This window comes from Mucilaginibacter rigui, from assembly GCF_014773275.1.
Lineage (GTDB): Bacteria > Bacteroidota > Bacteroidia > Sphingobacteriales > Sphingobacteriaceae > Mucilaginibacter > Mucilaginibacter rigui_A.
Window position 1 is genome coordinate 281292 of record NZ_JACWMW010000002.1, and the last position, 26657, is coordinate 307948.

Genomic DNA, 26657 nt, shown 5'->3' on the forward strand with positions numbered 1-26657 from the left:
AGTACTTTCTAATCAACTCGGTTGCTCCTGGTGGTTAGCAGTAAAGATACTGCAAACGCTTCTATTACACCAACAAGCAGCGCGCCGAAAATACGGCCGCTAAAACTTTGAAAAGTGGTATCATTACTGCCCGCACCACCCCAGTTAATAAATACAATTCCGGCAAACACAGCTAGAACACCGCCAACCAATAAAATTTTAAAGCTTTGTATCAATGCTTCCAAGAAGCCCATATTGCCTTTCAGTTCGCCATCCCTAAAGTTTTTAACCCCAAAAAACAACCCTATAAGCGGTATTAATATGGAAACATATTCAATGGGGTTAACCTCACTATCGGTTAAGTGATATCCTGTTTGGCGCATTATAAAAAGCCATATTAAACTTAAAACACCTATTACTAATCCAAATATTACTGAGTTCTTCATGTTGTATAAAGTTTGGTACTTTGTTGTAGTTTCGAAATATCATTTAAAAGTAAACATAAGCGCAAATTGTTTGCTTTAATTTTATGATAAATACCCGGCCACATAAAAAAAGGCTTTTTTACCTATATTTACACCGTTTTGAACATCCGTGATATATTAGAGCGATACAAGGCTGACGATAGGATAAAGGCATTGGCGAAAGCTTTAAATGCCGGTAAAAATCCAAGGGTGCAGCTTCGTGGTTTAGTCGGGTCGGGTGATGCGGCCATGGCGGCTGCATTGTATTTTTTGCAGCACAAACACATGATATTTGTGCTGCCCGAACGCGAAGAAGCCGCATATTTCCTGGCCGATCTGGAAAACCTTACCGGTAAAGACATCCTGCTTTTCCCCTCGTCATACCGCAAACCGTTTGAATTTACCCAACCCGACAGCAGCAATGTACTTGCCCGTGCCGAGGTGTTGAATGAACTTAACCATTCTACTGAATACGGACAGCTCATCGTAACTTATCCCGAGGCTTTGGCCGAAAAGGTGATAGACCGCTCATCGCTGGAGAAAAACACGCTCGAAATATCTGTAAATAATAAGCTCAGTATCGATTTCATCACCGAATTTTTGGTGGAGTATGATTTTGACCGGGTTGATTTTGTTTACGAGCCCGGGCAGTTCTCTGTTCGTGGCGGGATTGTTGATATCTTCTCTTTCTCGCATGATTTGCCTTACCGAGTCGAGTTTTTTGGCGATGTTATTGAGTCCATACGTACATTTGAAATAGAAAGCCAGCTATCTGTTGAGCAGGTAAAGAATATCACCATTGTACCCAACGTCCAATCAAAATTTCTTACCGAGAATAACATCTCCCTGCTGGAATATGTAGAACCCGACACACAAGTATGGATAAAAGATGTGCAGTTTACGCTGGATATTATCCAAACCGGGCATAAAAAAGCTACGCAGCTTTGGAAGGCCTTATCCGCGGATGAAAAGAACCAGAACCCCGATTGGATAGACCCCAAATTTAGCTTTACCGACGAGAAACTTATTGCCGACCAGCTGCATGACTTTGCACTGGTTGAATTTGGCAAGCAATTCTTTTACAACGATGCTACGCAGATCAGTTTTGATATGCGTCCGCAGCCATCCTTCAATAAGGATTTTAGCCTGCTGATCCATAATTTTAAAAATAACGAGGCCGAGAAGATAGAGAACTACATCCTTACCGATTCGGCGCGACAGGTTGAGCGGCTATATGCTATTTTAGAAGACCTGGACAAAACTGTTAAATTTACCCCGGTAAGCATCAGCATCCGCGAAGGATTTATTGATAGGGAACAAAAACTGGCTTGTTATACCGATCACCAGATATTTGACCGTTACTATAAATACAAGCTTAAAAAAGGCTACCAGCGTTCGCAGGCTATTACGCTTAAAGAGCTGCGCGACCTAAAACCCGGCGATTTTGTTACCCACATAGATCATGGTATCGGCAAATATGCCGGGCTTGAAAAGGTGGAGGTAAACGGCAAAACGCAGGAGATGATCCGTTTGGTTTATGCCGATAACGATCTATTGTATGTAAACATCAACTCGTTAAACCGGATCAGCAAATACAGCGGCAAAGAAGGCACAGAACCCCGCATGAACAAGCTGGGCACCGATACCTGGGAACGACTCAAAAAAACCACAAAAAAAAAAGTTAAAGACATCGCCCGCGACCTGATCAAGCTTTACGCCCTGCGCAAAGCCCAGGATGGGAATGCCTTTTCGCCCGATAGTTATTTGCAGACAGAACTGGAAGCATCCTTCCTTTACGAAGATACCCCGGACCAGGAAAAGGCGACCGTAGATTTCAAGAAGGACATGGAATCGCCGCATCCTATGGACAGGCTGATATGCGGCGATGTAGGCTTTGGTAAAACCGAAATTGCCGTACGCGCCGCGTTTAAGGCCGTGGCCGATAGCAAACAGGTAGCCATATTGGTGCCTACAACCATTTTGGCCGCCCAGCATTACAAAACATTTAGCGACAGGCTAAAGGGCTTCCCCGTAAATATTGATTACGTAAACCGATTTAAAACCACCAAACAGGTAAAAGATACCCTGGATGGGTTAAAGCAGGGTAAGGTAGATATCATTATAGGCACACACCGTTTAGTGAGCAAGGACGTGAAGTTTAAAGACCTTGGCCTGATGATCATTGACGAGGAGCAAAAGTTTGGTGTATCGGTAAAAGAGAAGCTAAAACATATGCGCGCCAATGTGGATACCTTAACGTTAACCGCAACGCCGATACCGCGTACGCTGCATTTCTCATTAATGGGCGCAAGAGACCTTTCCATTATATCCACCCCTCCGCCAAACCGGCAGCCGGTGGTTACCGAACTGCATGTGTTTAACGATACCTTGATAAAAGAGGCCGTTGAGCACGAGATTGAACGCGACGGGCAGGTGTTCTTTATTCATAACCGCGTGGCCGACCTGCCGCAGCTTGGCGGAATGATCCATAAGCTGGTGCCAAAGGCACGCGTAGGTATTGCCCACGGCCAGTTAGAGGGTGATGCCCTGGAAGATGTGATGCTGAAGTTTGTGAACCACGAGTATGATGTTTTGGTGGCAACCACTATTATCGAGGCCGGTTTGGATATCCCTAATGCCAATACCATTATCATAAACCACGCCCACATGTTTGGCCTGAGCGATCTGCACCAGATGCGTGGCCGTGTTGGCCGAAGCAATAAAAAGGCATATTGTTATTTGCTGAGTCCGCCGCTGAGCACCCTAACCAACGAAGCCCGCAAACGCCTGAGCGCCATTGAAGAGTTTAGCGACCTGGGCAGTGGTTTTAACGTTGCCATGCGCGACCTTGACATCCGCGGCAGCGGGAATCTTTTGGGAGCCGAACAAAGCGGTTTTATAGCCGAAATTGGGTTTGACATGTACCATAAGATACTTGATGAAGCCATACAGGAACTGAAGGATGACGAGTTTAAGGGTGTATTCCCTGATGATAAGCCAAGGCCGTTTATCAGCTTCACTCAGATTGATACCGACCAGGAGATACTTATACCTGATGAGTATGTAACCAGCATAGCAGAGCGCTACAACCTGTATACCGAACTCAGCAAACTGGAAAACGAAACTGAGCTGCAGGCTTTTAAACAGCAACTGCACGACAGGTTTGGCCCTATACCAGAACAGGTGAACGACTTGCTGAACTCCATGCGCCTGCAATGGCTAGGCAAGGCCATCGGTTTTGAGAAGGTATCGCTTAAGAAGAATGTACTGCGCGGTTATTTTATAACCAATCAGCAATCGGCTTATTTTGAAACCGATGCCTTTAAAGAAGTGCTGAACTTTGTACAGCGCAACCCGCGCCGAACAAATCTGAAAGAAGTAAAAAACACCCTGCGCCTAAGCGTTGAGCGCGTTGCCAATATTGATGAAGCGTTGGAATTGTTAGAAGAAATGATGGTGGTTGGGGTGTAGCCGTAGCTATAATTTTTTTGCTCATTCTTTACCGAATCATTGAACGCATGTAGTCCGGTATTACTAATGGATTATCCCTATAAAGAGTTTTTATGTTATATTTTATACTCTTTTGATAACTTTTATCGATATACTCGGAATTTATTTTTAATGACATTTGCACCTTTGATTTTAATGGAATTCCATAAAACATCGATGGTGTCCAATTTGAGCATTTTCCAAGTGCCTGTTTCAATGCGCTGAGTATTTCAGATGGCACAGGATTTACTGTACCAATTTCTATCAAACTTCCGTTTTCATTAATAGTGAAAGAGATAATTGCAGAATCAACTATTTTTTTTGCATCAGTTACTTTAGGCAGCTTAAGGTTCTTCCTCATAGTTGACACAAAGTAATTTGCAAAAAAGTAAAATAAAATTGTTAAAAGGGTATGCTTCAATAAAGCAGAAATCTTCATTTTATAACGTTATATTATATTCAAAGATATTAAACCTTCTGATAGATCCCTCTCAAATTTCTACCCAATTCCTTATAATCTAACCCATACCCTACCACAAATTTGTTAGGGATCTGAAAGGCTACGTATTTTAACTCTTCAATACTATGCTCAACCGAATCGGGTTTGTAAAGCAGGGTGCATACGGTAATGGACGCCGGGTTGCGCACCATTAACTTTTCTATCAGGTATTTAATGGTGTTACCGCTATCGATGATATCCTCCAGCAAAATCACATCTTTGCCGGTAATGTTTACGTGCAGGTCAAAATCATCGCGGATAGTACGGGTGCTTGACAGGCCGCCGAAGTAAGATGCGAGCTTGGTAAAAGTTACCTCGCAGGGTACAACAATCTCTTTCAGCAGGTCTGACGCGAACATGAAACTGCCGTTCAGTATGCCCACAAATATGGGCTGGCGGCCTTCAAAATCATTATTTATATCCTGCGCAAGCTCGGCAATACGTTTCTGTATCACTTCATGCGGGTACATCGGCTCAAATTCAAGGTCGGCTATTTGTAATTTCATAGGGTAAACATAAGCAATACCAAACAATTTGGAGGTTTAAACGCTATCTTTGAACCTTTTATGACAGATCACCAGGTTCATGCGCTGCCCAATGGCATCCGCATATTATTTAAATATTCACCTTCGCCTATTACGCACTGCTGTTTTGTACTAAACGCGGGGTCGCGCGATGAATTGCCCCAAAAAGAAGGCCTCGCCCATTTTATTGAGCATTTGCTTTTTAAAGAAACCGAAAGGCGCAATACTACGCAGATATTAAACCACCTGGAACTTGTAGGCGCCGACCTTAACGCTTATACCACCAAAGAGTACACCTGTATCCACGCCTCGTTATTAAAACAACACCTGGAGCGCGCTGTAGACCTGTTTGAGGATATTCTGTTTCATTCCACCTTCCCGGAGGATGAAATGGAGAAGGAGCGCGGCGTGATACTTGACGAGATCTCGTCATACCTGGACCAGCCAGAGGAAGCTATACAAGATGATTTTGAAGAGTACCTTTTTAAAGGGCACCCCATAGGTAACAACATTTTGGGCACCCCCGAAAGCGTTGGTATATTAAACGGTGCCGACATTAAACAGTTTACCGCTGCCAATAATAATACCCACCAAATGGTGTTCGCTGTTTATGGCGATTACGATTTTAAGAAACTGGTAAAGCTGTGCGAAAAGTACTTTGGCAAAGTGCCCGAAAACACCAGTCAAAAAAACAGGATAGCGCCTGATGCCATCAGCCACGGCATTTATGCCTTGCAAAAACCCATCTCACAAACGCATTGTATTTTGGGTGGCAGGGCGTATCCATCGGCACATCAAAATAAATATGGGTTACTGCTGCTCAACAATGTTTTGGGCGGCATGGGCATGAGCAACCGGCTTAACCTGGAGATCCGCGAGAAACACGGCATAGCTTACACCATCGAATCAAATTACACCTCGTTAACAGATACGGGCATCTTCTCTATATACTTTGGTACCGATGCGGAGAAGGCCGAAAAAGCCCTTAAACTGGTACATAAAGAACTTAAAAAGCTGCGAGATAACAAGCTTGGAACAGTACAGTTAAAACAAGCCAAAGAAAAGTTTATTGGCCAGATAGCGCTGGCCGAAGAAAGCCGCATGAGCCTGATCATATCTATGGCAAAAAGCCTGCTCGATTTTAACCGGATCGATTCGCTGGAGGAGATCTTCACCAAAATAAATGCGGTTACAGCCGAAGACCTCCTGGAGATAAGCAACGAAATTTTTGATAATGACCGTATGATAACCTTATTATTTGAGCCTAAGTAATAAAACTTTTACCTTTGTACTATGAAATATCCTATAGTAGCGTACGGCGACCCGGTTTTAAGAAAAAAAGCCACTTCTATTGAGCCTGATGAGTACCCTCATATAAAAGAACTGATAGGCAACATGTTTGAAACCATGTATGGCGCCCGCGGTGTTGGGCTGGCTGCCCCACAGGTGGGTATGTCTATGCGTTTGTTTGTAATTGATGTTTCCCCTTTTGATGATGAAGAGCCTGAACTAAAGGATTTCAAAAAAGCATTTATTAACGCTACTATATTAGAAGAAACCGGCGAAGAGTGGGCTTTTAATGAAGGTTGCCTGAGCATCCCGGATATCCGTGAGGATGTAAGCCGCAAGCCGGTTATTAAGATCTCGTACTATGACGAGGACTGGAAACATCACGAAGAAACTTACCGTGGCATGGCGGCCCGCGTTATACAGCACGAGTATGACCATATTGAAGGTAAACTATTTACCGATAAATTGAGCCCGCTACGCAAACGTCTGATAGAGAAAAAATTGAACGATATTTCAAAAGGTGCTGTTGATGTAGATTACCGCATGAAATTCCCGGCGGCGAAGAAAGGACGTTAGAAAAGAGTCAAGAAGCCAAGACATAAGAATTAAGAGTAAAAACATATAAAAACGGAAAAGGGCTTCGAATTATCGAAGCCCTTTTCTATTATAGGTATCAGCTTGTGCAGCTGTCTTGTCTCTTGATTCTAAAAATCCTGATTCTCTCTTACTTGCTGTCTCCGTCGGTTATCGACTTAATTAAGCTGCCCCAGGCAAGCGGGTTTAGCAATGGATTGGTACGGGAATGCGAGTTAACAATATCCTGGTGCAGGTATTGTGAATTGGCCGATTGTATTTCCTGTCCGTCGCGCGGCAGGCTATTGGTCATGGCCATTATAGATGACCGGCTGATATTTTTGCGGGCAATTGCAAGGTCATCATCGGCTATTTTAGCGTTCACAAAATCTTTCCTGAACTCATCTGTCGTAGCCCAAGGGAATACCCTAACCATTGGCAGGTTTGTTATTTGCGGTTTTATTAAAACGCGTACGGTATAGCTTTTGCTTTTTATATCGGCAGGTATTACAACCGTTACGGGTGCATAACCAATAGCTGTAAACTGCAATGAATCCTGCTCATGTGCCACAAATGAAAAGTAACCTTTAAAGTTTGTTACAGTAACAGAATTATGCTGGCTAACGTTGGTAACACTTACATAAGGTACTATAACAGATATGCTATCGGCATTGTATACCACACCCGTAAACTGAACCAGCGGAGCCTCTTTTTTTTGGGCAAATGCTGATAAAGATGTCAGTAAAAATAATATGCCAATTAATCTTTTCATTTAACCTGATTACACAAATTACCTGCCATGTTTAGCTTTGTTTTACATGTGCGGGTAAAAATACGTTATTGAAAAAATATCAATAGCGTATTTAACACTTCTTAACACTATCTTAAATTTTCAGGAAGCACGGCATTGGGGTCGTCAATATCGGTTAGGTTTATCGCCTCAATACCGGTAATTTCCGGCACAGCCTTTAAAATGGCTTGTTCAATACCAGCTTTAAGCGTCATGATACTCATCGGGCACGACCCGCAAGAACCAAGCAGCTTTAACTTTACCACTTTTTCAGGGGTTATATCTTCTACAGAAACGTTTCCGCCATCTGCCTCTAAATAAGGCCTTATGGTATCCAACGCTGCTTCCACCTGATCTGTTAAACTCATTTTTTATTTAAATTATAAAGTAAAGTTATTAATTATTTACCACATTTAAGTTATCGGCCTTTTGGGCATTACAAATAGAAACCTGCTGGGCAACGCGCCTGGCCATTTCCATAAATGCGGTGGTCATTACACCATCGTCGTCCATCACAATAGGCCTGCCCGCATCCCCAGAGTCGCTTATTCCCTTTATTAACGGAATTTCGCCCAAAAATGGTACATCTAAAGTTTCTGCAAGCTTTTTGCCCCCACCCTGGCCAAATATGTAGTATTTGTTATCGGGCAGTTCTGCTGGTGTAAAGTAGGCCATGTTCTCCACTACTCCCATAATGGGCACATTGATGGCCGGCATCAAAAACATACCAATACCTTTTTTAGCATCAGCCAGCGCTACATTTTGCGGCGTGGTTACAATTACCGCCCCCGTAACCGGGAAACTTTGCGTAACGGTAATGTGGATATCGCCCGTACCCGGTGGCAGGTCTACAACCAGGTAATCCAGCTCGCCCCAATCGGCATCATTAAACAGTTGTTTTACGGCTGTTGATACCATTGGCCCGCGCCATGGTACCGGTTGGTTTGGGTCTGTAAAGAAACCTATCGAAAGCAATTTGATGCCGTATTTCTCAATTGGCTCTATGCGTGTTTTGCCGTTCTCCTGTGTGGCTTTCGGGCGTTGGTTCTCTAACCCGAACATGATCGGGATAGACGGGCCATAAATATCGGCATCTATCAATCCCACCTTTGCGCCGGTTTTTGAAAGCGCCAGCGCCAGGTTCACCGATACGGTAGATTTACCAACCCCACCCTTGCCCGATGCTACCGCGATAATATTTTTAACGCCCGGTACGCCGGTGTTTTTTTGCGAGGTAACGCGCGACGTCATATTCACGGTAACTTCAATCTCTTTACTGATGAAATGACCGATGGCGTTGCGGCAGGCATTTTCAATTAACGCCTTTAACGGGCATGCCGGTGTGGTAAGCACAACCGAAAAGCTCAGTTTGTTGCCCTCAATATGTATATCCTGTATCATGTTCAGCGTTACCAGGTCTTTTTTCAGATCCGGTTCTTCAACATTTCCAAGGGCTTGTAAAACTTGTTCTTTTGTAAATTCCATATTTATTTAATCGCAAAAATACGAAAACAGGTAGCAGCATGCGTTTGTTAAAAAAACAATTTGCGGGCTACAACCGTTTGCACCACATCATATTTAGTTTAGTTTTGAAGCAAAATTCCTATATGCGCCGTATCAACCCCAAATATATCCGTATTGCAGGTATAACCGTTCTAATATTAGTAGTTATTATGCTGATAGGCGGATACGTTGCCTATTCTAAACGTGAGGTATTGCTGCAAAAAGCTATTTACAAAGCTAAAGCAAAAGCCAAAAGGGATTATAATTTAGATGTAAAAATAGGTTCGGCGCGTTTTACAGGGCTTAGTACTGTTGCCTTTACCGATATCACCGTAGTACCATTTCAGCGCGACAGCCTGTTTTCGGTAAAAGATTTTAGCGTTAGCGTAAAGGTTCTCCCGCTGATATTTGGCAACATCAAACTGGCCGATGTTATACTGCAGAACGGCCGCCTCAACTTAACCAGCATAAAAGGCGTAAAAAACTTCGATTTCCTTTTTAAAAAGAAAAAAGATACTACCAGTACGGGTAACAAGGTAGACCTGTCCGAACTCTCAAACAACCTCATCAATGAGGTGCTTTACAAAATTCCGGATAACCTTTCGCTGCATAACTTTTTGGTGAGCTTTGTTGACGATAGCGCCCGCTTAAAAATGCTGGCCCAAACCGCCATTATTAAAAATGGCAAGCTGGCCTCAACCATTAAAGTTGACGACGGGGCTGCCACCTGGCATATTGATGGTAAGATGCAGCCCTCAGATAAAGATATTGATGTGCACCTGTATGCCGATGGAAAAAAGGTAGAGCTGCCCATCATCGAAAAGAAATTTAAACTAAAGCTAAACTTTGATACCCTGAGCACCCGCTTAAGCAATGTTAAACACAGCAACGGCGAAACAAAGGTATACGGGTCATGGAGTGTACGTAACCTGTTATTGAACCATCCAGGGTTATCGGTAAGTGATATTGTGATACCCAATGGATCGGTAGATGCCAACGTATTTGTGGGCACTAATTATATCTCGCTCGATAGCTCGTCTGTTATCCACCTTAAAAAGCTTACCGCTAACCCGTATTTAAAATACACACTTAACCCGGTTAAAATATACGAGGTAAAGGTAAATACAGGTTGGGTTAACGCGCAGGATGTTTTCGATTCGTTCCCCACCGGGATGTTCGAATCATTAGACGGGATACAGGCAACAGGCAAACTAAACTACAGCCTTAACATGTTCCTGAACTGGGCGCATATTGATGATATGGTTTTTGATTCGCGCCTGCAAAAAGACAAAGACTTCAGGATCGTGAAATACGGCAGGGCCGACCTGGGCAAGCTTAACAAAACATTTGTTTACACCCCGTACGAAAAAGGTAAAGCCATGCCGCCGCATACTATAGGCCCAGGTGCTCCTAACTTTACCCCGCTGGAGCAGATCTCGCCAAACGTTCGCAACGCGGTGATGACGGCCGAAGACCCGTCGTTTTACACCAACCGCGGTTTTGTGGATGAGTCCATCCGCAAATCGTTCATTACCGATATTAAGGAAAAGAAATTTAAACGCGGTGGCAGTACTATTTCCATGCAGCTCATCAAAAATGCGTTTTTGAGCCGCAACAAAACTCTGTCGCGCAAAATAGAGGAGATCCTGATTGTTTGGCTGATAGAGAATAACCGTATCATGAGCAAGAACCGTATGCTTGAGGTTTATTTTAATATTATTGAGTGGGGCCGTGGTATATATGGCATTGGGGAAGCAGCCAGGTATTATTTTGGCAAATCGCCTTCAGAGCTTTCCGTTGGCGAGAGTATTTACCTTGCCAGTATTGTACCTAACCCCAAAGCGGGCCTATATGCTTTCCAGCCCGATGGAACGCTTAGGCAGGGCCTGCATGGCTATTTTAACCTTATAGGCAGGCTGATGGCGGGCAAAGGGCTTATAGCGCGCGACACGAATGCCTATGGCTTTTACGGGGTGCGTTTACGGGAAGGCCTGCGCAGAACAATTGCGCCTATTGATACAGCAGTGGCGGATAGCCTGATGCATCAAACCGACGATGATAACAACACGGGCATTGGCGTTACGCCTGTTTTTGAAGAGCCCAAACACCCCAATTTTTTCCAACGCTTATTTGGTAAGAAAGACACTACCGCAGCCAAGCTTGAAAAAAAGATAGAGGAAACCAATGACGCTATAAAAACCCGCCTTAAACAGGAAATTGAAAAGGTAAAAGCCGATTATAAATTACGGGTAGATAACGTGGATACCGCCGGTAAAACCAAAAAAGAAATAAAGGCTGAGAAAAACCGGTTGAAAGATGAGGGCAAAGAAAAGGTGAAAGAGTTAAAAGACCGCATGCCTTAATATGCAGGAGCAATTTGATGTTTCATTACCCGCGGCGTTTGCAATCCCTGAAAATGAAGCGGATTTAAAAACAAGCTTAGAAAATATTTTTGCCCCGCAGGAACCCGCGTTCAGCAGCCTGGCATCTGCCATACAATACGAAAACAAACCAAAGTTTGGACCATCGGCAATCAGTAACATACGTTTCGGGGTTGTGCATTATGATATGGCTATACTAAAAGGTCGTTTACGTGTGACCTATGATATGCAATTAACATTTGGTTGCGAGGATGTGATCAAAGACCATCTTAACCAGCACTCCTATTATAATTTCCTGTTTATACCGGGGCAGGCCTTATTACATTTTGAGGGCGACGTGACCGAGCTACCTTCTACAGCCGGTGAATTTTAACTTTCGTATTTAAACTACCAATCCTATAGTCTTTACTTCCGCATGACCATTTTTATGTGTTTAAACATATATGTTTGCCCGCATAAACAAACGCTGAAAAAATCATGTCATTAGTAGATAAATTGAACTGGCGCTATGCCACAAAAAAATTCGACAGCACTAAAAAAATAGCTGCTGATAAATTACAAACTATACTGGATGCAGTACAGTTGGCCCCATCATCATTAGGCTTGCAGCACTACCGCATACTGGTGGTTGAAGCCCCCGCTACCCGTGCCCAATTGCGCGAGGTTGCATATGGCCAGCCGCAAATTACAGATGCATCGCAACTGATAGTTTTTGCCGCAGAAACCAACATCAACGAAGATTTTGGTAAAAAATTTATAGATAATGTTGCTGCAACCCGCAACGTACCGCGCAAAAACTTAGCCGGTTATGAAAGTATGGTGTTAGGTACTATTAACAGCCGTACCCCCGAACAGCTGTTACTTTGGGCGCAAAAACAAGCTTACATCGGCTTAGGTGTATTGGTTACAGCAGCTGCCGAGCAGGATGTTGATATTTGCCCGATGGAAGGTTTTGACCCTGCCGGTTTTGATAAAATATTAGGCTTAACAGAAAAAGGCTTAACAGCAACCGTTATTGCAACCATTGGCTACCGCGCCGAAGATGATGCCACAAGCCGGGCAGCAAAAGTACGCAGGCCTGCAAGCGAATTATTTATACACGTATAAATTGCTTAGTATTACATACAACAAAAGGGCGGATATGTATCCGCCCTTTTGATTTAGCCTTATTTTTACAGCTAAGTGGGTTTCGGCATGGGCTTTGCATAACTTATTGAAATACAAAGCCATGAACAAGAAGATATTAATAGTTGACGACAACGAGCTGATAGTAGAAGTAATGAGCTACATTCTCATCAATAGCGGCTATGAGGTATCATCGCTACCCAATGGAGATCATGTGTTTGAAGAAGTAAAAAGCACCCACCCCGACCTGCTGATCATTGATGCTATAATGCCCGGTATGGATGGCCGCGACATCTGCAAAATATTAAAACTAAATAAAGCAACAAAAGATCTGCCGGTGATCATCTGCTCGTCTGAAGATAACCTTGATGCCGCACTAACCCAGGATGGCGCACCAAACGATGTATTACACAAACCGTTTGACATGAATGCGCTGATCAATAAAGTTGCGATGCAATTAGCGGCTTAATTGATTGGCAATTCATTTGATTTATTGAACCGGATATTCCGAACACGGCCGCCCGAAAGCTTAAAGCCAGATATGCCTTTGGCATCCCTGTAAAAAGCTAACATACCTATACCGCCGGTAAATTCATCTTTCGTATTTGACGATAATTCAAAGTCTCCCCTGCGAAAATGATGGATAAACAGTTTTCTATCTTTTACATAAATCCGGTATTGAACTTCTAATTCGGGGCTATAATAAACACCTGTATATTGAGGCAATTCTCCGGGTGGCGTTTTATAAATCATAAAGCGTTTAGCCGGTTTATCCCTAAACGTAAACGTATTTACCGCGCCGTTTTTATCGGCATGAAAAGTAACGTTTTTATTTGCGGCTTCTAACAGGAATACCGAATCTGAAAGGGCTATTGTTGGGTACGCATCCTCGCCGCTGTACTGAAACATTAATACACCATTTTGCTGGGCTATGGCAACTTCACCACCTCCCCATTTATAATTGCCCATATATTTATTTAATACAGCCTTAGCCGGATGATAACTCACTGTTATTTTTGCCGGAGTAGCCGCGTTATTCTTCTTTTCCAGGAACAGTCCCACAAGTTTTCCGGTAAGCCCTCCGCTAAGGTTATTGTCGTTAGCATTCCCCAAAACAATAAATGCTAATTTTTGATCAGGAAACATCCTGATGATGGTTCGATAGCCAGCCCATGCGCCGGTGTGCACAATGCTTTTGTAGCCATTATAATCCTCTGTTTCTAAACCAAAACCATACGCAATTTTAGTTCCGTTGTTTAGGGTTGTCCCTTCAAGCATCCGTGTGTAAACCGTGTCTTTCGCATCAATGGCCTTTTCAAAAGCTATTGTCCATTTAGCCAGATCATTAACCGATGTATAAAGCGAACTTGAACCATAAGCCGTTAGGATATCGGTGCTTTTTACAAAAACACCATTATCCGGGTAGTAAGAAGATGCCAGCCCCGGTATAACTTTTCGGCTATCATCTAAAAAGAAGGTATCACCCATGCCCAATGGCTTAAAAATATTTCCGCTTGTCCATTCGCGGAAGGTTTTACCGGTAACCTTTTCTACTATTGCCGCCAAAACATTGTAACCGGTGTTAGAGTAAAAGTGTTCGGATCCCGGCTCAAAATCAAGTTCCTTTTGATGTTTAACCATATTCATGATATCATCAAACGAACAAAGTTCGCTGTAGCGCCAACCGGCAACCTCCAAAGCCTCGGGCCAATCACGCAGGCCGCTGGTATGGTGCACCAGGTTGCCAATGGTAATAACCTTTCCTATTTTCGGGAACTCCGGCAGGTATTGCCGTACATCATCATTCAATGATATTTTACCTTGCTGTATTAATGTAGATATAGCGAACCCGGTAAATTGCTTTGACAAAGAGGCAACATCAAAAATACTTGATGCAGTTATGGGAACCTGATATTCCATGCTGGCCAAGCCATACCCTTTGGTAAATATTACCTGCCCATTTTTTACAACAGCAACCGCACAACCAGGGTTATTAGTGCTATATGTGGCAAATATAGAATCTATCCCGGCGCCAATATTTGTCTGAGCCTGGCAAATGCACACTATTAACAGAAAAATGACCAGCGCCGAAATGGTTATTCTTTTCATCTAACTAATTAAAAGGCGCTTTTCATGGTGATATACTTATTGATATCGTTTGATTTAAAGCCCTTTTCGCGCATATCTGTGATATACTGCGGGGTTATGCCCAAAGCTTTCAACGCGGTTGCATCATCTAAAGAAATATCGCCAAAACCCATGCCTTTAAAGCTCTTCACATATTCTGGCGTTACACCTAATGCTTTTAGGCCCGCCGCTTTGTCGGCATTTATTTTAAAGCCGGCATTTTTAAATCCGTTCAAATACTCGGGAGTTATACCCAATGCTTTCATCGATACATAGTCCTCCGACCCCATTGTATACCCGGCATTTTTAAAGCTTTGCACATACTCCGGCGTAACACCAACGGCTTTCATGCCGGTAAGGTCGCTGCTGCTCAGGTTGGTTAAGCCTGCTTTTTTTAAGCCGCTCACAAACGCATCATCTACACCTAAGGCTTTGTAGGCAATCATATCATCGGCATTATCCTCATCTGCTTTTGACGCGTGGTTCTTCGGCTTAACATTAGCAGGGGTTGCTGTTCCGGTGCGTGCATTTTTAAACTTGGTAATGTATTCTCCGTTTATGCCTTGTGCCTTAAAGCTTACCAATTTATCAAATGAGGCGTTGGGGTAACCCGCCTTGCAGATCTCGGCAATAAAAGCGCCGTTAATACCCATTGCCCTTCCGGTTATCAGGTCCTGTTCGCTAATATCCGGGAAACCATTCTGCTTTAACGATACAATGTAAGGTTCATCTACACCCAGGGCTGCGGTGGCAATCAAGTCGCCTTTCGACAGGTTTTTGTACCCCTGGCGGTGCATCATGGCAACATAACTCTTTTTAATGTTGATCATAAAAAAGGCCATCTCGTCGTTCTTTTCAATACCCTTTATGCCCTGGCTTTGCAGGTATTTAACATATTCGGCATTGCTTACAAACTTATAATGCCCGCTACCTTTGTTGCCGTCAAATCTGCCGGTAAAATTCATCGTCCCAGCTTCGCGAATCAGTTTAAAATCGCCGTTGCCGGTTCTTGGTAACGATGTAAACTCACTTAACAGGAAGTTACTGTTACTCATGTGGTTTTTATTATCTTCATTATAAAACTGTATATCTACCTTATTACCATTTATGGTTGCTTTCCAGCTACCTTCCTGTTCGGTATCTGAAACAACGTAATTTGTTTCGCTTTTTACAACTACCGGGCGGCGGCTTGCCATTGGTTCATTAAAAGCGCACATTAAAAATGCCATCAGCGGCAGCAGGAAAAAGTATTTCCAGGTGGTATGTATGTTTGATCGTTTTGCGTTCATCATAACAATTCGTTTTTTAAGGAGTGATTGATTATAGTTGGTTGTTATCCGAAGCGACAGGTTGGGTACCGATACCTTTAGCAGGCTCATTTGGTACATTTCCCTTTCTACTTCGTTATGAGTTAGTATATCGCTATCAGTTAAATATTCAAGGTTATTCTCCAGTTCCTTACGGTATAGCCAGGCAAACGGGTTAAACCACTGAAACACCAGCATCAGCTCGGCCAATAACAAATCAAAGCTGTGCCCCTGTTTAACGTGGATCTTCTCATGAAGTAATATCTGGCTGTAGGTATCCCAATCGTATTTAGCCGGGTTTATAAAAATATAGTTACCGAAAGAGCATGGGGCTTTATCTGTATCCAGTTCTACAATACGGAACTGCCCATCCTGTATGGCAGGGCTTTTATACGCCTGGCGTACCAGCACCACAACCTGCAGTAAAAAGTTTAACCCAAAGGCCGCCACCCCGCACCAGTAAAGCCATAATGCCCATTTTAAAAGTTGCGGCATAAGCGCGGTAGCCGTTTCGGTAACCGATGTTTCTTTTACCGGCACTACCGTTGGCTTTACAGGCTGCGGCTCGGGGTGCTCTGTAAACTGCACCGGTTTTTGCGGCGATTGGTTCAGGTTCGGAGATGGTATTACAGCAACCCCGGTCGTTTTTCGTAAAGCCCACTGTTGCGGCACACGCAGCAATGGCAGCACAAATGTCAGGGCCAGGCAAGCCAGCAGCACCCAGCGGTTTAAATGATGAAAGGTTTCCTTTTGCAATAACAACTTGTAAAACAAAAGGCAAAAGCCTATCAGCAATGCAACATGCAATACGTATGGTATCATTTCTTGTTGGTTTTAATCAGGTTTAATATCTCTTCAAGTTCCTGTTCGCTAATTTTCTGTTCTTTGGCAAAAAAGGCAAGCATGCTCGGGTACGAGTCATCAAAGTATTGGCTCACAATATCCTTCATAGCATGTTTCTGATACTCCTCGCGAGTAACTTTTGGATAGTAGTGGTAAATGTTCCCGATAGTATCATGATCCAAAAACCCCTTCTCCTCCAGTATCTTCACCATGGTAGCTACCGAGTTATAATGCGGCTTTGGGTCGGGCATTTCGGGGATGATCTCTTTGATAAAAGCTTTCCCCAGTTTCCAAAACACCTGCATTATTTGTTCTTCGCGCTTAGCCAGTTTTTGCATAAAATTTAAATTATAAAACAAGTTTAATACTAATCAATTAGTATTGCAACTAATTGATTAGTATTTCTTTGGGAAAGCAACTTAACTAATTGATTTATAGATTGATAATTTTCACTAAACAGGTTGCTATGCTGAGCGATAGCAAAGCACTTATAGCCGCCATATAAGTTGTAGAGGGATAGTCAGCCGGTAATCATTTAGGACAGGGGGATTTTAGCGTAAAGTGGTTCACGGTAAAGCGTGGACGCTTTACGGAATAATTTACCGCTGTCGCGAGCTTTCAGCTCGTGATACGGCATGGCTACAGCTTTCAGCTGTCGTAAGCTGAAAGCTTACTTTGTGCCACATCACGAGTTACGCTACGCTAAACTCGCGACAGTAAAGGATATTTTTGCCAGCAGCCAAATTCAAAAACACCTTATTATCAGTCGTTTATTGATATTCGCATTCGGCCACGGCGGTGAACGTGAACACTTATTGGAATATACTTTGCGCTTTTTTAATCGTTTTCTCTAAGTCAATTCCCTTGTCCAAAACACCTTTAAACAGATCGCCCTCCTTTTTTAACCGGGCAATGGAATTATGAATGGTAAAATGCTTCATGGTTAAACCGGGTTTTACTTCATCCCAATGCAGGGGCATAGAAACGGTAGCGCCGGGTTTTGGCCTAAGCGAATATGGACCGGCAATAGTAGCCCCCGGACGGTTCTGTAAAAAATCCAGGTACATTTTGCCATCGCGGTTCTTCACCATCCGCTCCAATGAGGTATAATCGGGGATCTGCTGATGTACAATGTTTACAATGAGCCGCGCAAACATCTGCGACTGGTCATAGTCATATTTAGCCCCCAGCGGAATGTAAATATGCATACCTGTAGAGCCCGATGTTTTACAATAGCTGGGAACATCAATGGCCTCAAGTACTTTCTTTACCTCTTGTGCGGCCTGTATGACCTGGTCGAATGTATTTTTGTCTGGGTCGAGATCTATGACACAATAATCCGGGTTGTCCGGCGACTGGATGCGGCTAAACCAGGGGTTCATCTCAATGCATCCTAAAGATGCCATCCAAAGCAAGGTGGCTTCATCATGGCCAACCAGGTAATCTTTATCCTCACCCTCACTGGTGGTATAAGGGAACGTCCTCACCCACTCTGGCGATTTTCCGCGTACATCCTTCTGGTAAAAGCTTGGCCCGTGTATGCCGTTAGGGAAACGATTAAGCGATTGCGGCCTATCTTTCAGATACGGCAAAATATACTCGGCCACCTGGTAATAGTAGTTAAACATATCCCGCTTGGTGATGCCGTCCTCTGGCCAGTAAACTTTACTGAGGTGTGTAAATTTAAGGTCGTGCCCGCAGATCTTTTTTACCTGAGTTTCTTCTTTGGGATTAAGAAGCGTACGTTTCGCGTCTCCTTTAGGTGCGCTAACCAACTTATGTTTAGGATCGGTTTTCTTTTCGGCATGATGCCCTTCGTCTACTATTTCGTCGGTTTCCACCTCTGTTTCGCGTACTACATCTTTCGCCTTTTTGTCATCCCGCATGCCCTCGAATGACGGGTGGCGGAACACGCCATCGCTGGTTACTTCGGCAAAACTCACCTCGCAAACCAACTCGGGCTTTAACCAGGTGGCCTTGGCTTTCGGCGGATTTGGACGGAACCTCGACGGCTTATTCACGTCCGGTTCGTAGCCAAAAGGGCTTTTTTCCGCCCTTAGAACGTCAAATTTCGCCATCATTTCCTTCTGTAGCTTATCAGAGAAACCGGTGCCCACTTTACCAACATATTGCAGCTTCCCGCCCTCGTAAACACCAAGCAACAGTGAGCTAAATTGCTTGGCCGTCCCCTCATTTTTAGTGTAGCCGCCAATAACCACCTCCTGCCGTTTATTGATCTTTATTTTCAGCCAGTCTTTAGAGCGATTGTCAGGCACGTAAGTACTGCTTGCCCTTTTAGCCATGATGCCCTCTAACCCTATTTTACCGGCAGCCTCAAAAAACTCGGTACCGTTGGCCTTAAAGATCTGGCTCAGGCGTACTCTATCGTCATCGGTGGGGATAACCTTGCGCATAATGGCCTGTCGTTCTATCAGCGGCAAGCCCATCAGGTTTTTGCCCTCATACCACAGGATGTCGAATATATACAGTACCAGTTCGCCATCGGCTTCGCTGCGCCAGTTTTGCAGTGCGCCAAAGTTGGAAACCCCTTTGTTATTCAGCACCAGTATCTCACCATCAATAACCGCGTTGATCTCCCAGCTTTCCAGCAATTTTTTCAGCGGGTAATACTTCTCGTTAAAATCTTTATTATTGCGCGATAGCAGCTGCACCTCGCCTTTGTTAATAAAACCAAGCGCGCGGTAACCATCCCATTTTACTTCGTATACCCAATCCGGGTCGTCAAAGGGTTCGTTTACCAGGGTGGCCAGCATAGGTTTTATCCCGGTTGGAATTTTGCTTTTTGGTGCTTTTTTCAGAATCGCTTCTGTATCTATCTTACTGGTGGTAGTTTCCTCCGCTCTTTCTTCCAGATCGGCTACCGGCTCATGGAGTTTTTTTTTTGATCCTGTCTTTTTTGGTTTTTCTTCTTCTACGTCCTGTTCCCCGCCATCTTTCCATACTTTTTCGCTGGTCTTCTCCATCTTTTCGATGGTTTTACCGGAAAGGACGGATTTATCTTTTTTGGTAATATCCGCAGCAGACGCAAAATCGTCTTTATGTTTAATGAGCAGCCAGCCGTTCTCGCCCATACCATGGGTTTTAACAAGGGCGTATTCGCCTTGCAGCTTTTCGCCGTGGAGCTTTATTTTTAGTGAGCCTTCTTTAAGTTGTTTCAACAGGTGCTTTTCCTGTGCTTTTTTGCCGCCCTTTATCTCTTCGATGGGTTCGTAGGTGCCTTCATCCCAAACAATAACTGTACCGCCACCGTATTCGCCCTTTGGGATAATGCCCTCAAAATTGCGGTAATCAAACGGGTGATCTTCCACCATCATGGCCAACCTTTTGTTTTTGGGATCTGTTGAGGGGCCTTTGGGCACTGCCCAGCTTTTCAATACGCCATCCATCTCCAGCCGAAAATCATAGTGCAGGCGCGACGCGTCGTGCTTTTGGATCACGAACATCAGCTTATTCTTATCCTTGCTTATTCCGGCTTTGGGTTCGGCGGTTTTTGTAAAATCGCGCTTAGCGGCATATTTTTCCAGGCTCATAGCAGTACATGTTAATTATTAATTTAACATTTTGCCTGTGATATGGTTTTTGTTAAAAGCGAGCCGAATATATATCATCCGGCTCGCTTTTAACGGTTTAAGGTTCCGTCTCAATTACCGACAGGAAATTCCCGGCAGGGTCTTTAAACCAGGCAATAGTGGGGCCGCCATTTCCTTTAGATACGCCGTTTTCGTCTGTCTTTAAATATTCACTATCGTAGATCTCGAATTTTACACCGCGGGCGGCCAGCTCTTTTACGGTTGCTTCTACGTCCTTTACCGGGAAATTCAGAATAGTATAAGTTGCCGGCTGGTGGTTTGGCTTGGGGTAAACCAAAATATTATTATTGTTGCCATTGATATGGATGGTGAGCATGCCGCCCATCTCTTCATTTTTATCAACCTGCAGGCCTAAGGTTTCGCCGTAAAATGCTTTGGCAGCATCAATATCATTTACCGAAAAGCCGCTGAATGCTTTTGAATCTTTTAACATGACGTTTGATTTATTGGTTATTGTTATAACACAAATATGCGGCCAGCTAATTGATATTAAAGGGCGTAAACGCGACAAGTTAGGGGCGTAATGCGAATAAAAAACATGCAGTTAAAGAAAACAGCCAGGTTTGGCCTGGCTTTTTTCTTTAACTGCATAAATTTTGAACATGCGCAACCGTTTCCCGAACATTCAAACTGGATCCATCCGATAGTTTTATCTTAGTAGATGTTCCATCCGCATCAGTTTCTTCAAAAAACACGATTACATGATCAGCATTTACATAGATTACGTCATTACTCGGGCTTTCTGTTACTCTAAAAATTTTCGCCATTTCTTTTTTCTTACAAAGTAACAGATTTAGACATACTATATAGTAATATTCTCCAGATACTTATAACCGCTGCCGGTATTCACCATCACCACACTTTCGCCGGGTTGGATCCAGCCCGAAGCTTTCAGCTTTTTGTATGCCTGCCACAGCGCGGCTCCTTCGGGAGCTATCAACATGCCTTCTTTACGGGCTATTTCTTTTACGGCAGTGTTCATATCCGCATCGCTGATGGATAGTGCGGTGCCTTTGCTATCGCGCAGTACTTTAAGTATCACCTTGTCGGCAAATGATTTTGGTACGCGCAGGCCGTTGGCAATAGTAAAGCCGCCGTCAACAAATTCGGCGCTGCTTTGCCCGCCGTTAAACGCAGTTACAATACCATCACAACTTTCGGATTGCACCGCTACCATGCGCGGGCGCTTACTGCCAATCCAGCCCAGCTGCTCCAATTCATCAAAGGCTTTCCAGATGCCGATAAGCCCGGTACCGCCGCCGGTTGGGTAAAATACCACATCTGGCAGTTGCCAGTTAAATTGTTCGACAATTTCAAAACCCATGGTTTTTTTGCCCTCCAGGCGATAGGGCTCTTTCAGTGTCGAGATCTGGAACCAGCCGTGTTCTGCGGCGCCATCTGCAACAAGCTTGCCGCAATCGGCTATATTGCCGTCAACCTCCACTAATTCGGCACCATACAGGCGGCATTCATCCTTAAAAACCTGCGGGGTTAGTTTGGGCATATATACCACCGCTTTGATGCCTGCCCTTGCTGCGTAGGCAGCCAATGCCCCGCCGGCATTGCCCGCCGTTGGTGTGGCTATGGTTTTTATGCCTAATTCTTTCGCCTTTGATACCGCCATGCCTATCCCCCTGGCTTTGAATGAGCCTGTTGGATTACCTGCCTCGTTCTTCCAGTAAACATCATTGCCTGCGGTAAAATGCTTTAGGTTTTCTATGGGGATAAGGGGCGTAAACCCTTCGCCCATGGTAACAACGTTTTCTTCTCCCATAACCGGCAGCAGTTCGCGGTAGCGCCACATGCTTGCGGGCCGGTCTTTTAAAATAGCTTTATCAAGCGGCAGGCTTAAGTCATACTGGGCAAACAGCGTGCTGTTACATCCCTCCACCCTGCAAAATGTGTTTGGTACAGATGCATCATATTCGGCACCGCATGCCGGGCATTTCAAATTTATTAATCTCGATCCTGTTCCTATCGCGGTATTACTTGTCATAGTCCTTATTTCACTTCAAATATATCGCCTTTGTTCCATGTTGGCCTTACCGGGTCCTGCGCAACCAGGTAACCTATCAGGAAGTTAAGCTGCGCGTATTTTTTGCCCGCCTCAAAATCAAAGATGCCGTTGATATCATCTTGCGGTTTGTGGTAGTATTTGGCGCGCCAGGTGGCTACAAAGTCGTTCAGGTTATTTTTACCATCGGCGGTTTTTGTACCGTATTTTACATGCAGGGCGGGGATACCGGCCAATACAAAACTATATTGGTCGCTGCGCACAAAGCGTACCTGTTTGGGTTCGGGGTCGGGCTGAACCTCAAGCCCAAGGTAACCTGCCGCCTGCGTAACCTGGTTAGCCAATGATGAGTGCTCGGCACCTAATGCCGTAATAGAAAGCAATGGCGCAATAATAGTAGGCATATCGGTATTTACATCGGCCACCAGGCTTTTAACGGGCACGGTTGGGTGTTTTGCGAAATAACCCGACCCAAGGTCGCCCATCTCTTCGCCGGTCATCAGTACAAATAAGATGGAGCGTTTTGGCTTGGCTTTTATCTGGCTATAGATTTTGGCAATTCCCAACACGCTGGCCGTGCCCGATGCATTATCGTGTGCGCCATTGTAAATAGAATCGCCTTCTACAGGTTTGCCAATCCCTAAATGATCAAGGTGGGCACTATGGATAACATATTCGCTTTTAAGTTTAGCATCCGTACCTTCTATCTTACCAATTACATTATAGCTTAAAATATCCTGGTAGGTTGAGGCATAGCTCAGCGTTACTTTTGAATCGATAACAAAAGAACCCGGCGTACCGGCCTTAAGCTGGTCAGTTATCTGCCGGATATCTTTACCGGCTTGCTGCATTAACGGGGTTAAAACAGCCGCATTTATTGCTGCCAATACGCTTATTTTTTTATTGTAGGTGGCAGATACAACAACCTCACCATTATGGCCCAATACACTGTACGAACCACGGCTCAGATCGGGTACGCGTGCATTTGCCCCCGGCAGCGCTATAAAAACACCTGCCGCGCCGTGGTTTGCCGCTACTTTTAAAATATTATCGGTACTCATTACATGCGCCATAACCGATGACGGGAATTTTTCGGGCGCGCCGCGTAAAACAATCACCACCTTGCCCTTTACATCAAGCCCGGCATAATCATCATACCCAAGGCCTGGTTCGCTAATGCCATAGCCGGCAAATGCCAGCCCGGCAGTGAGGTTTATTTGAGCAGCTGCCGGGTTAGGGAAAAACACGAAACTGCCTTTTGCCGCAGGCTGGTTATTTATGGCTAACTGGGCATCTTGCGGAGTGGCCTTACGCAGGCGTACTTTTTGCAACCACGTTCCATCCTCGCCGGCAGGTTTTACATTCACCGCCTTTAATTGGTCAATCACGTAATCAACCGCCATCTGGTAACCTTCGGTACCGGGGCCCCGGCCTTTTAGTTTGTCGTCGGCCAGGTAAGTAATGTCCGCTTTTATTTTATCGGCGCTTACCGCGTCCATAGCCTGTTTAACTTCGGGAGAAAGTTTTACATCCTGTGCAAACCCGATTTGGGCCAGCAGAGCGAGGCTGGTTATAAGTATGGGGCTGTATTTTTTTTTCATGACTTATTAGTTAACGGAGCAAGTTATTAAAACCTTATCCATCAACAAATACTTATCGATATTGTTACCGATACTGCGTTACCAACGAAACTAAATTGAGCCTTGGTGGCTACTTTGGAATAAATATAGAAGCGCTAAGCTGGACGCTTTGGGGGGGGTATCTGTATCGCTTGTTAATGTAAGTTCGGGTATTTGTATAGTCATTACTTGACCATCGATTGTAAAATTGATGGTTTTAACTATTCCTTTATAAGAGACCGCTCCGTAACTGCCCACAGCCGCCAGTTTAAATTGTGTGCTTGTTATTTGCTGATCAGATGATAAATTAAGATATAACATCTTTGTTCCTTTAAAAAAATAAAACTGCCAACATCCGGTTTATCAATCGCTTCACAAACTTTTTATCCATAACCAACTCCTCAATTAAATTTTATGTTATTTTTAACACCGTGAAACAACGCCTGTTTGTATGCCTGGTATGCCTGCTTATTATTGCCGGTTGTAAAAAAGATAGTCCTACCCATACTATTGTGCCCCCACCAACCCAGCCCCCCGTAACTTATGAGGTATTTAGCGTAGCCAAAGTGTTGCAAAGCAATATGGTTATACAACGCGACAAACCCGCTAAAATATGGGGCACCGCAAAACCAACAACTGTAATTACCATAAACGCAAGCTGGAATAATGCGCCCATAACGGCAACCTCAACGGCCGCAGGAACATGGGAGGCTTATATCCCGGCATCACCGGCCAATGCGTTGCCTCAAACATTGAGTATTGCCACTCCCGGCGAAAAAGATGTTGCTTATAATAATATTTTAATTGGCGATGTGTGGGTTTGCGCAGGTCAATCAAACATGAATATGCCCGTTGGCCCGTTGGCGCCATCATTTGGAGGTGTTGAAAATTATGCGGCAGAAATTGCCGCGGCTAATTACCCGCAGATCCGGTCGTACACGGTTAAAGAGGATTATGAGCCCGCCCCGGCGGCTGATTTTTCCAACCCGGCAAGCTGGGTGGTGTGCTCGCCGGAAAATGCCGGCTCTTTAAGCGCCACAGCTTATTTTTTTGCACGAAAATTACATGTTGACCTGCAAGTGCCTATCGGTATTATTGTATCATCGGTTAACGGCAGCTGGTGCGAAACATGGACCAATAAAGCCGCCCTGCAAAACGATCCGCAGTTATCCGGGTATATTGGCCAGAACCAAAGCTCTGCACTGTTTAACGGAATGATAGCCCCTATAACCAAGCTATCGGTTAAAGGCTTTACCTGGTACCAGGGCGAAAATAACCAGAAAATGGCGCCACTAACCGATTATACCAAACTAAATGCGGCATTGATAAAAGGATGGCGGGCAGAATTTAACCAGGGCGAACTACCTTTTTATTATGTGCAGATAACCCCTTTTGATGATGACGGCGGCGGCAACCCCACCCTAAACTATCTGGCCAAATTCCGCGAAACACAGGCTAATGTGCGCACCAGTGTACCCGCAGCAGGCATGGTGATAACCATGGATGCGGGGGAAGTAACCAACCACCATCCTAAATATAAAAAACAAGTTGGTGACCGGCTTGCCTTATTGGCTTTGAGTAATACCTATGGTAAACCTGTGCAATCTGTAGGGCCACAGTATGCATCCTTTACGCCAAATGGAAATTCTGTTACAGTAAACTTTACAAGCGGCACCGCTACGGGTTTAAATACTATCGGCAATGCCCCCATCAATCAGTTCTTTTTTGTAGCCGGGGCCGATCAGGTATTCCGTAAAGCCACAGCAACAATAAGCGGCGATAAAATAATTTTAACCGCGCCTAACGGAACGCCGCTACCTGTGGCTGCCGTTCGCTATGCTTTTACCAATTTTCCTATAACCAATCTACAAAATGCTGCGGGTTTGCCCATGGAGCCATTCCGGACGGATAGTTGGGCTAATTAATGATTACTTTTCGTAAAGGGTAGCTGTAAGTTTGTATGAATTACTTGGCGAGGCAGCACCTGCAAAAATTTCCGGGATGGTTGTTGATATCTTTCCGGAAGCATTAACCTTTATCTCAACAGGAATCGGGCTCCTCTGATAATTAAAAGATGCTCCATACTTGTCAGACCCTGACAGGCGAAATTCATTATCTTCAATATCAGAGCTCAATTGATATGTGCCTGACGCCGTTGGATAGTTTTTGAATGTCAACGTCAAAGACCATTTATCTTCTGCTTTAAATATAATTACCGGGTGATTAAACATATCAACAGAGCGACTACTACTTACTACCGTATGAGAATCGGTATCATATGTAAAAAAATTATCGGGCTTTTCTGGGGTAATTACTGTGGTGTTTTCCTTTTTACACGCACTGAACAGTGCAATAATAATAGCAAGAAAAATGAATGTCGTTTTCTTCATAATGAGGTTTAGTCCCTCAAATATATAATTTTTTAGTAAAAAACCGACTAAGAGAACGCCCGGACATCCCATTTAAAACTTTATGTTGTATCTTTCGTTAAATAATTAGTAATTAATTTTTTAACCAAA

The 26657-nt window shown here is 44.2% G+C and carries 22 protein-coding genes; 8 read left to right on the forward strand and 14 right to left on the reverse strand.

The window, feature by feature from the left end; translation table 11 throughout:
• Window positions 1–8: 8 nt before the first annotated feature.
• Complete coding sequence (locus IDJ75_RS08370) at window positions 9–425, reverse strand: DUF4199 domain-containing protein (protein ID WP_191175178.1); 417 nt, start codon at window positions 423–425, stop codon at window positions 9–11.
• Window positions 426–563: 138 nt separating this feature from the next.
• Between IDJ75_RS08370 and mfd the strand changes: the two genes are divergently transcribed.
• Window positions 564–3914: a transcription-repair coupling factor gene (gene mfd / locus IDJ75_RS08375; RefSeq protein ID WP_191175179.1), complete on the forward strand. Its 3351-nt coding sequence runs from the start codon at window positions 564–566 to the stop codon at window positions 3912–3914.
• 28 nt (window positions 3915–3942) lie between these two features.
• Here the strand turns inward: mfd and IDJ75_RS08380 are convergent, their stop codons facing one another.
• Both IDJ75_RS08380 and hpt read right to left on the reverse strand, forming a co-directional pair.
• On the reverse strand, window positions 3943–4293 hold the full coding sequence (locus IDJ75_RS08380; protein ID WP_191175180.1) for an energy transducer TonB: 351 nt from the start codon (window positions 4291–4293) through the stop codon (window positions 3943–3945).
• Window positions 4294–4400: 107 nt separating this feature from the next.
• Window positions 4401–4937 (reverse strand): hypoxanthine phosphoribosyltransferase, encoded by a 537-nt coding sequence (gene hpt, locus IDJ75_RS08385; protein WP_191175181.1) that lies wholly within the window; start codon window positions 4935–4937, stop codon window positions 4401–4403.
• A 60-nt stretch (window positions 4938–4997) separates the two neighbouring features.
• On the opposite strand from hpt, the gene IDJ75_RS08390 reads away from it, so the two are divergent.
• Entirely contained in the window at window positions 4998–6227 is a 1230-nt protein-coding gene (locus IDJ75_RS08390) for a M16 family metallopeptidase (protein ID WP_191175182.1), read from the forward strand.
• Window positions 6228–6248: 21 nt separating this feature from the next.
• Complete coding sequence (def, locus tag IDJ75_RS08395; protein ID WP_191175183.1) at window positions 6249–6821, forward strand: peptide deformylase; 573 nt, start codon at window positions 6249–6251, stop codon at window positions 6819–6821.
• 148 nt (window positions 6822–6969) lie between these two features.
• Here the strand turns inward: def and IDJ75_RS08400 are convergent, their stop codons facing one another.
• The 3 genes from IDJ75_RS08400 to IDJ75_RS08410 form a co-directional block, all read right to left on the reverse strand.
• Window positions 6970–7590 carry a peptidase associated/transthyretin-like domain-containing protein gene (locus IDJ75_RS08400; RefSeq protein ID WP_191175184.1) on the reverse strand — a complete coding sequence of 207 codons (621 nt, stop codon included), beginning with the start codon at window positions 7588–7590 and terminating at the stop codon, window positions 6970–6972.
• 107 nt (window positions 7591–7697) lie between these two features.
• Window positions 7698–7976, reverse strand: a complete 279-nt coding sequence (locus IDJ75_RS08405; RefSeq protein WP_191175185.1) for a NifU family protein — start codon at window positions 7974–7976, stop codon at window positions 7698–7700.
• A gap of 28 nt (window positions 7977–8004) precedes the next feature.
• Window positions 8005–9093 carry an Mrp/NBP35 family ATP-binding protein gene (locus tag IDJ75_RS08410; RefSeq protein ID WP_191175186.1) on the reverse strand — a complete coding sequence of 363 codons (1089 nt, stop codon included), beginning with the start codon at window positions 9091–9093 and terminating at the stop codon, window positions 8005–8007.
• A 38-nt stretch (window positions 9094–9131) separates the two neighbouring features.
• On the opposite strand from IDJ75_RS08410, the gene IDJ75_RS08415 reads away from it, so the two are divergent.
• From IDJ75_RS08415 to IDJ75_RS08430, 4 genes are all read left to right on the forward strand, one after another.
• On the forward strand, window positions 9132–11474 hold the full coding sequence (locus tag IDJ75_RS08415) for a biosynthetic peptidoglycan transglycosylase (protein WP_224746543.1): 2343 nt from the start codon (window positions 9132–9134) through the stop codon (window positions 11472–11474).
• 1 nt (window position 11475) lies between these two features.
• Window positions 11476–11865 (forward strand): hypothetical protein, encoded by a 390-nt coding sequence (locus IDJ75_RS08420; RefSeq protein ID WP_191175187.1) that lies wholly within the window; start codon window positions 11476–11478, stop codon window positions 11863–11865.
• 104 nt (window positions 11866–11969) lie between these two features.
• The gene (locus IDJ75_RS08425; RefSeq protein WP_191175188.1) at window positions 11970–12599 is read left to right on the forward strand and encodes an NAD(P)H-dependent oxidoreductase; all 630 of its coding nucleotides are present in this window, start codon (window positions 11970–11972) and stop codon (window positions 12597–12599) included.
• 121 nt (window positions 12600–12720) lie between these two features.
• Complete coding sequence (locus IDJ75_RS08430; protein ID WP_191175189.1) at window positions 12721–13086, forward strand: response regulator; 366 nt, start codon at window positions 12721–12723, stop codon at window positions 13084–13086.
• Here the strand turns inward: IDJ75_RS08430 and IDJ75_RS08435 are convergent.
• The 7 genes from IDJ75_RS08435 to IDJ75_RS08465 all read right to left on the reverse strand — a co-directional run bounded on the left by IDJ75_RS08435 (window position 13083) and on the right by IDJ75_RS08465 (window position 24120).
• Window positions 13083–14726 carry a serine hydrolase domain-containing protein gene (locus IDJ75_RS08435; protein ID WP_224746544.1) on the reverse strand — a complete coding sequence of 548 codons (1644 nt, stop codon included), beginning with the start codon at window positions 14724–14726 and terminating at the stop codon, window positions 13083–13085. The two genes, IDJ75_RS08430 and IDJ75_RS08435, sit on opposite strands and share 4 nt — an antisense overlap.
• An 8-nt stretch (window positions 14727–14734) precedes the next feature.
• Entirely contained in the window at window positions 14735–16873 is a 2139-nt protein-coding gene (locus IDJ75_RS08440) for a M56 family metallopeptidase (protein WP_191175190.1), read from the reverse strand.
• Complete coding sequence (locus IDJ75_RS08445; protein ID WP_191175191.1) at window positions 16870–17232, reverse strand: BlaI/MecI/CopY family transcriptional regulator; 363 nt, start codon at window positions 17230–17232, stop codon at window positions 16870–16872. The genes IDJ75_RS08440 and IDJ75_RS08445 overlap by 4 nt, the downstream gene beginning before the upstream one ends.
• A gap of 474 nt (window positions 17233–17706) precedes the next feature.
• Window positions 17707–20445: a DNA ligase D gene (gene ligD / locus IDJ75_RS08450; protein ID WP_191175192.1), complete on the reverse strand. Its 2739-nt coding sequence runs from the start codon at window positions 20443–20445 to the stop codon at window positions 17707–17709.
• Window positions 20446–20542: 97 nt separating this feature from the next.
• Complete coding sequence (locus IDJ75_RS08455) at window positions 20543–20938, reverse strand: VOC family protein (protein WP_191175193.1); 396 nt, start codon at window positions 20936–20938, stop codon at window positions 20543–20545.
• Window positions 20939–21307: 369 nt separating this feature from the next.
• Entirely contained in the window at window positions 21308–22501 is a 1194-nt protein-coding gene (locus tag IDJ75_RS08460) for a threonine synthase (RefSeq protein ID WP_191175194.1), read from the reverse strand.
• Window positions 22502–22506: 5 nt separating this feature from the next.
• Window positions 22507–24120, reverse strand: coding sequence for a M28 family peptidase (locus IDJ75_RS08465; RefSeq protein ID WP_191175195.1), 1614 nt, complete (start codon window positions 24118–24120; stop codon window positions 22507–22509).
• Window positions 24121–24569: 449 nt separating this feature from the next.
• On the opposite strand from IDJ75_RS08465, the gene IDJ75_RS08470 reads away from it, so the two are divergent.
• Complete coding sequence (locus IDJ75_RS08470; RefSeq protein ID WP_191175196.1) at window positions 24570–26063, forward strand: sialate O-acetylesterase; 1494 nt, start codon at window positions 24570–24572, stop codon at window positions 26061–26063.
• Between the two features lie 3 nt (window positions 26064–26066).
• Here IDJ75_RS08470 and IDJ75_RS08475 read toward each other — a convergent pair whose 3' ends face one another.
• Window positions 26067–26528: a lipocalin/fatty-acid binding family protein gene (locus tag IDJ75_RS08475; RefSeq protein ID WP_191175197.1), complete on the reverse strand. Its 462-nt coding sequence runs from the start codon at window positions 26526–26528 to the stop codon at window positions 26067–26069.
• Window positions 26529–26657 lie beyond the last annotated feature (129 nt).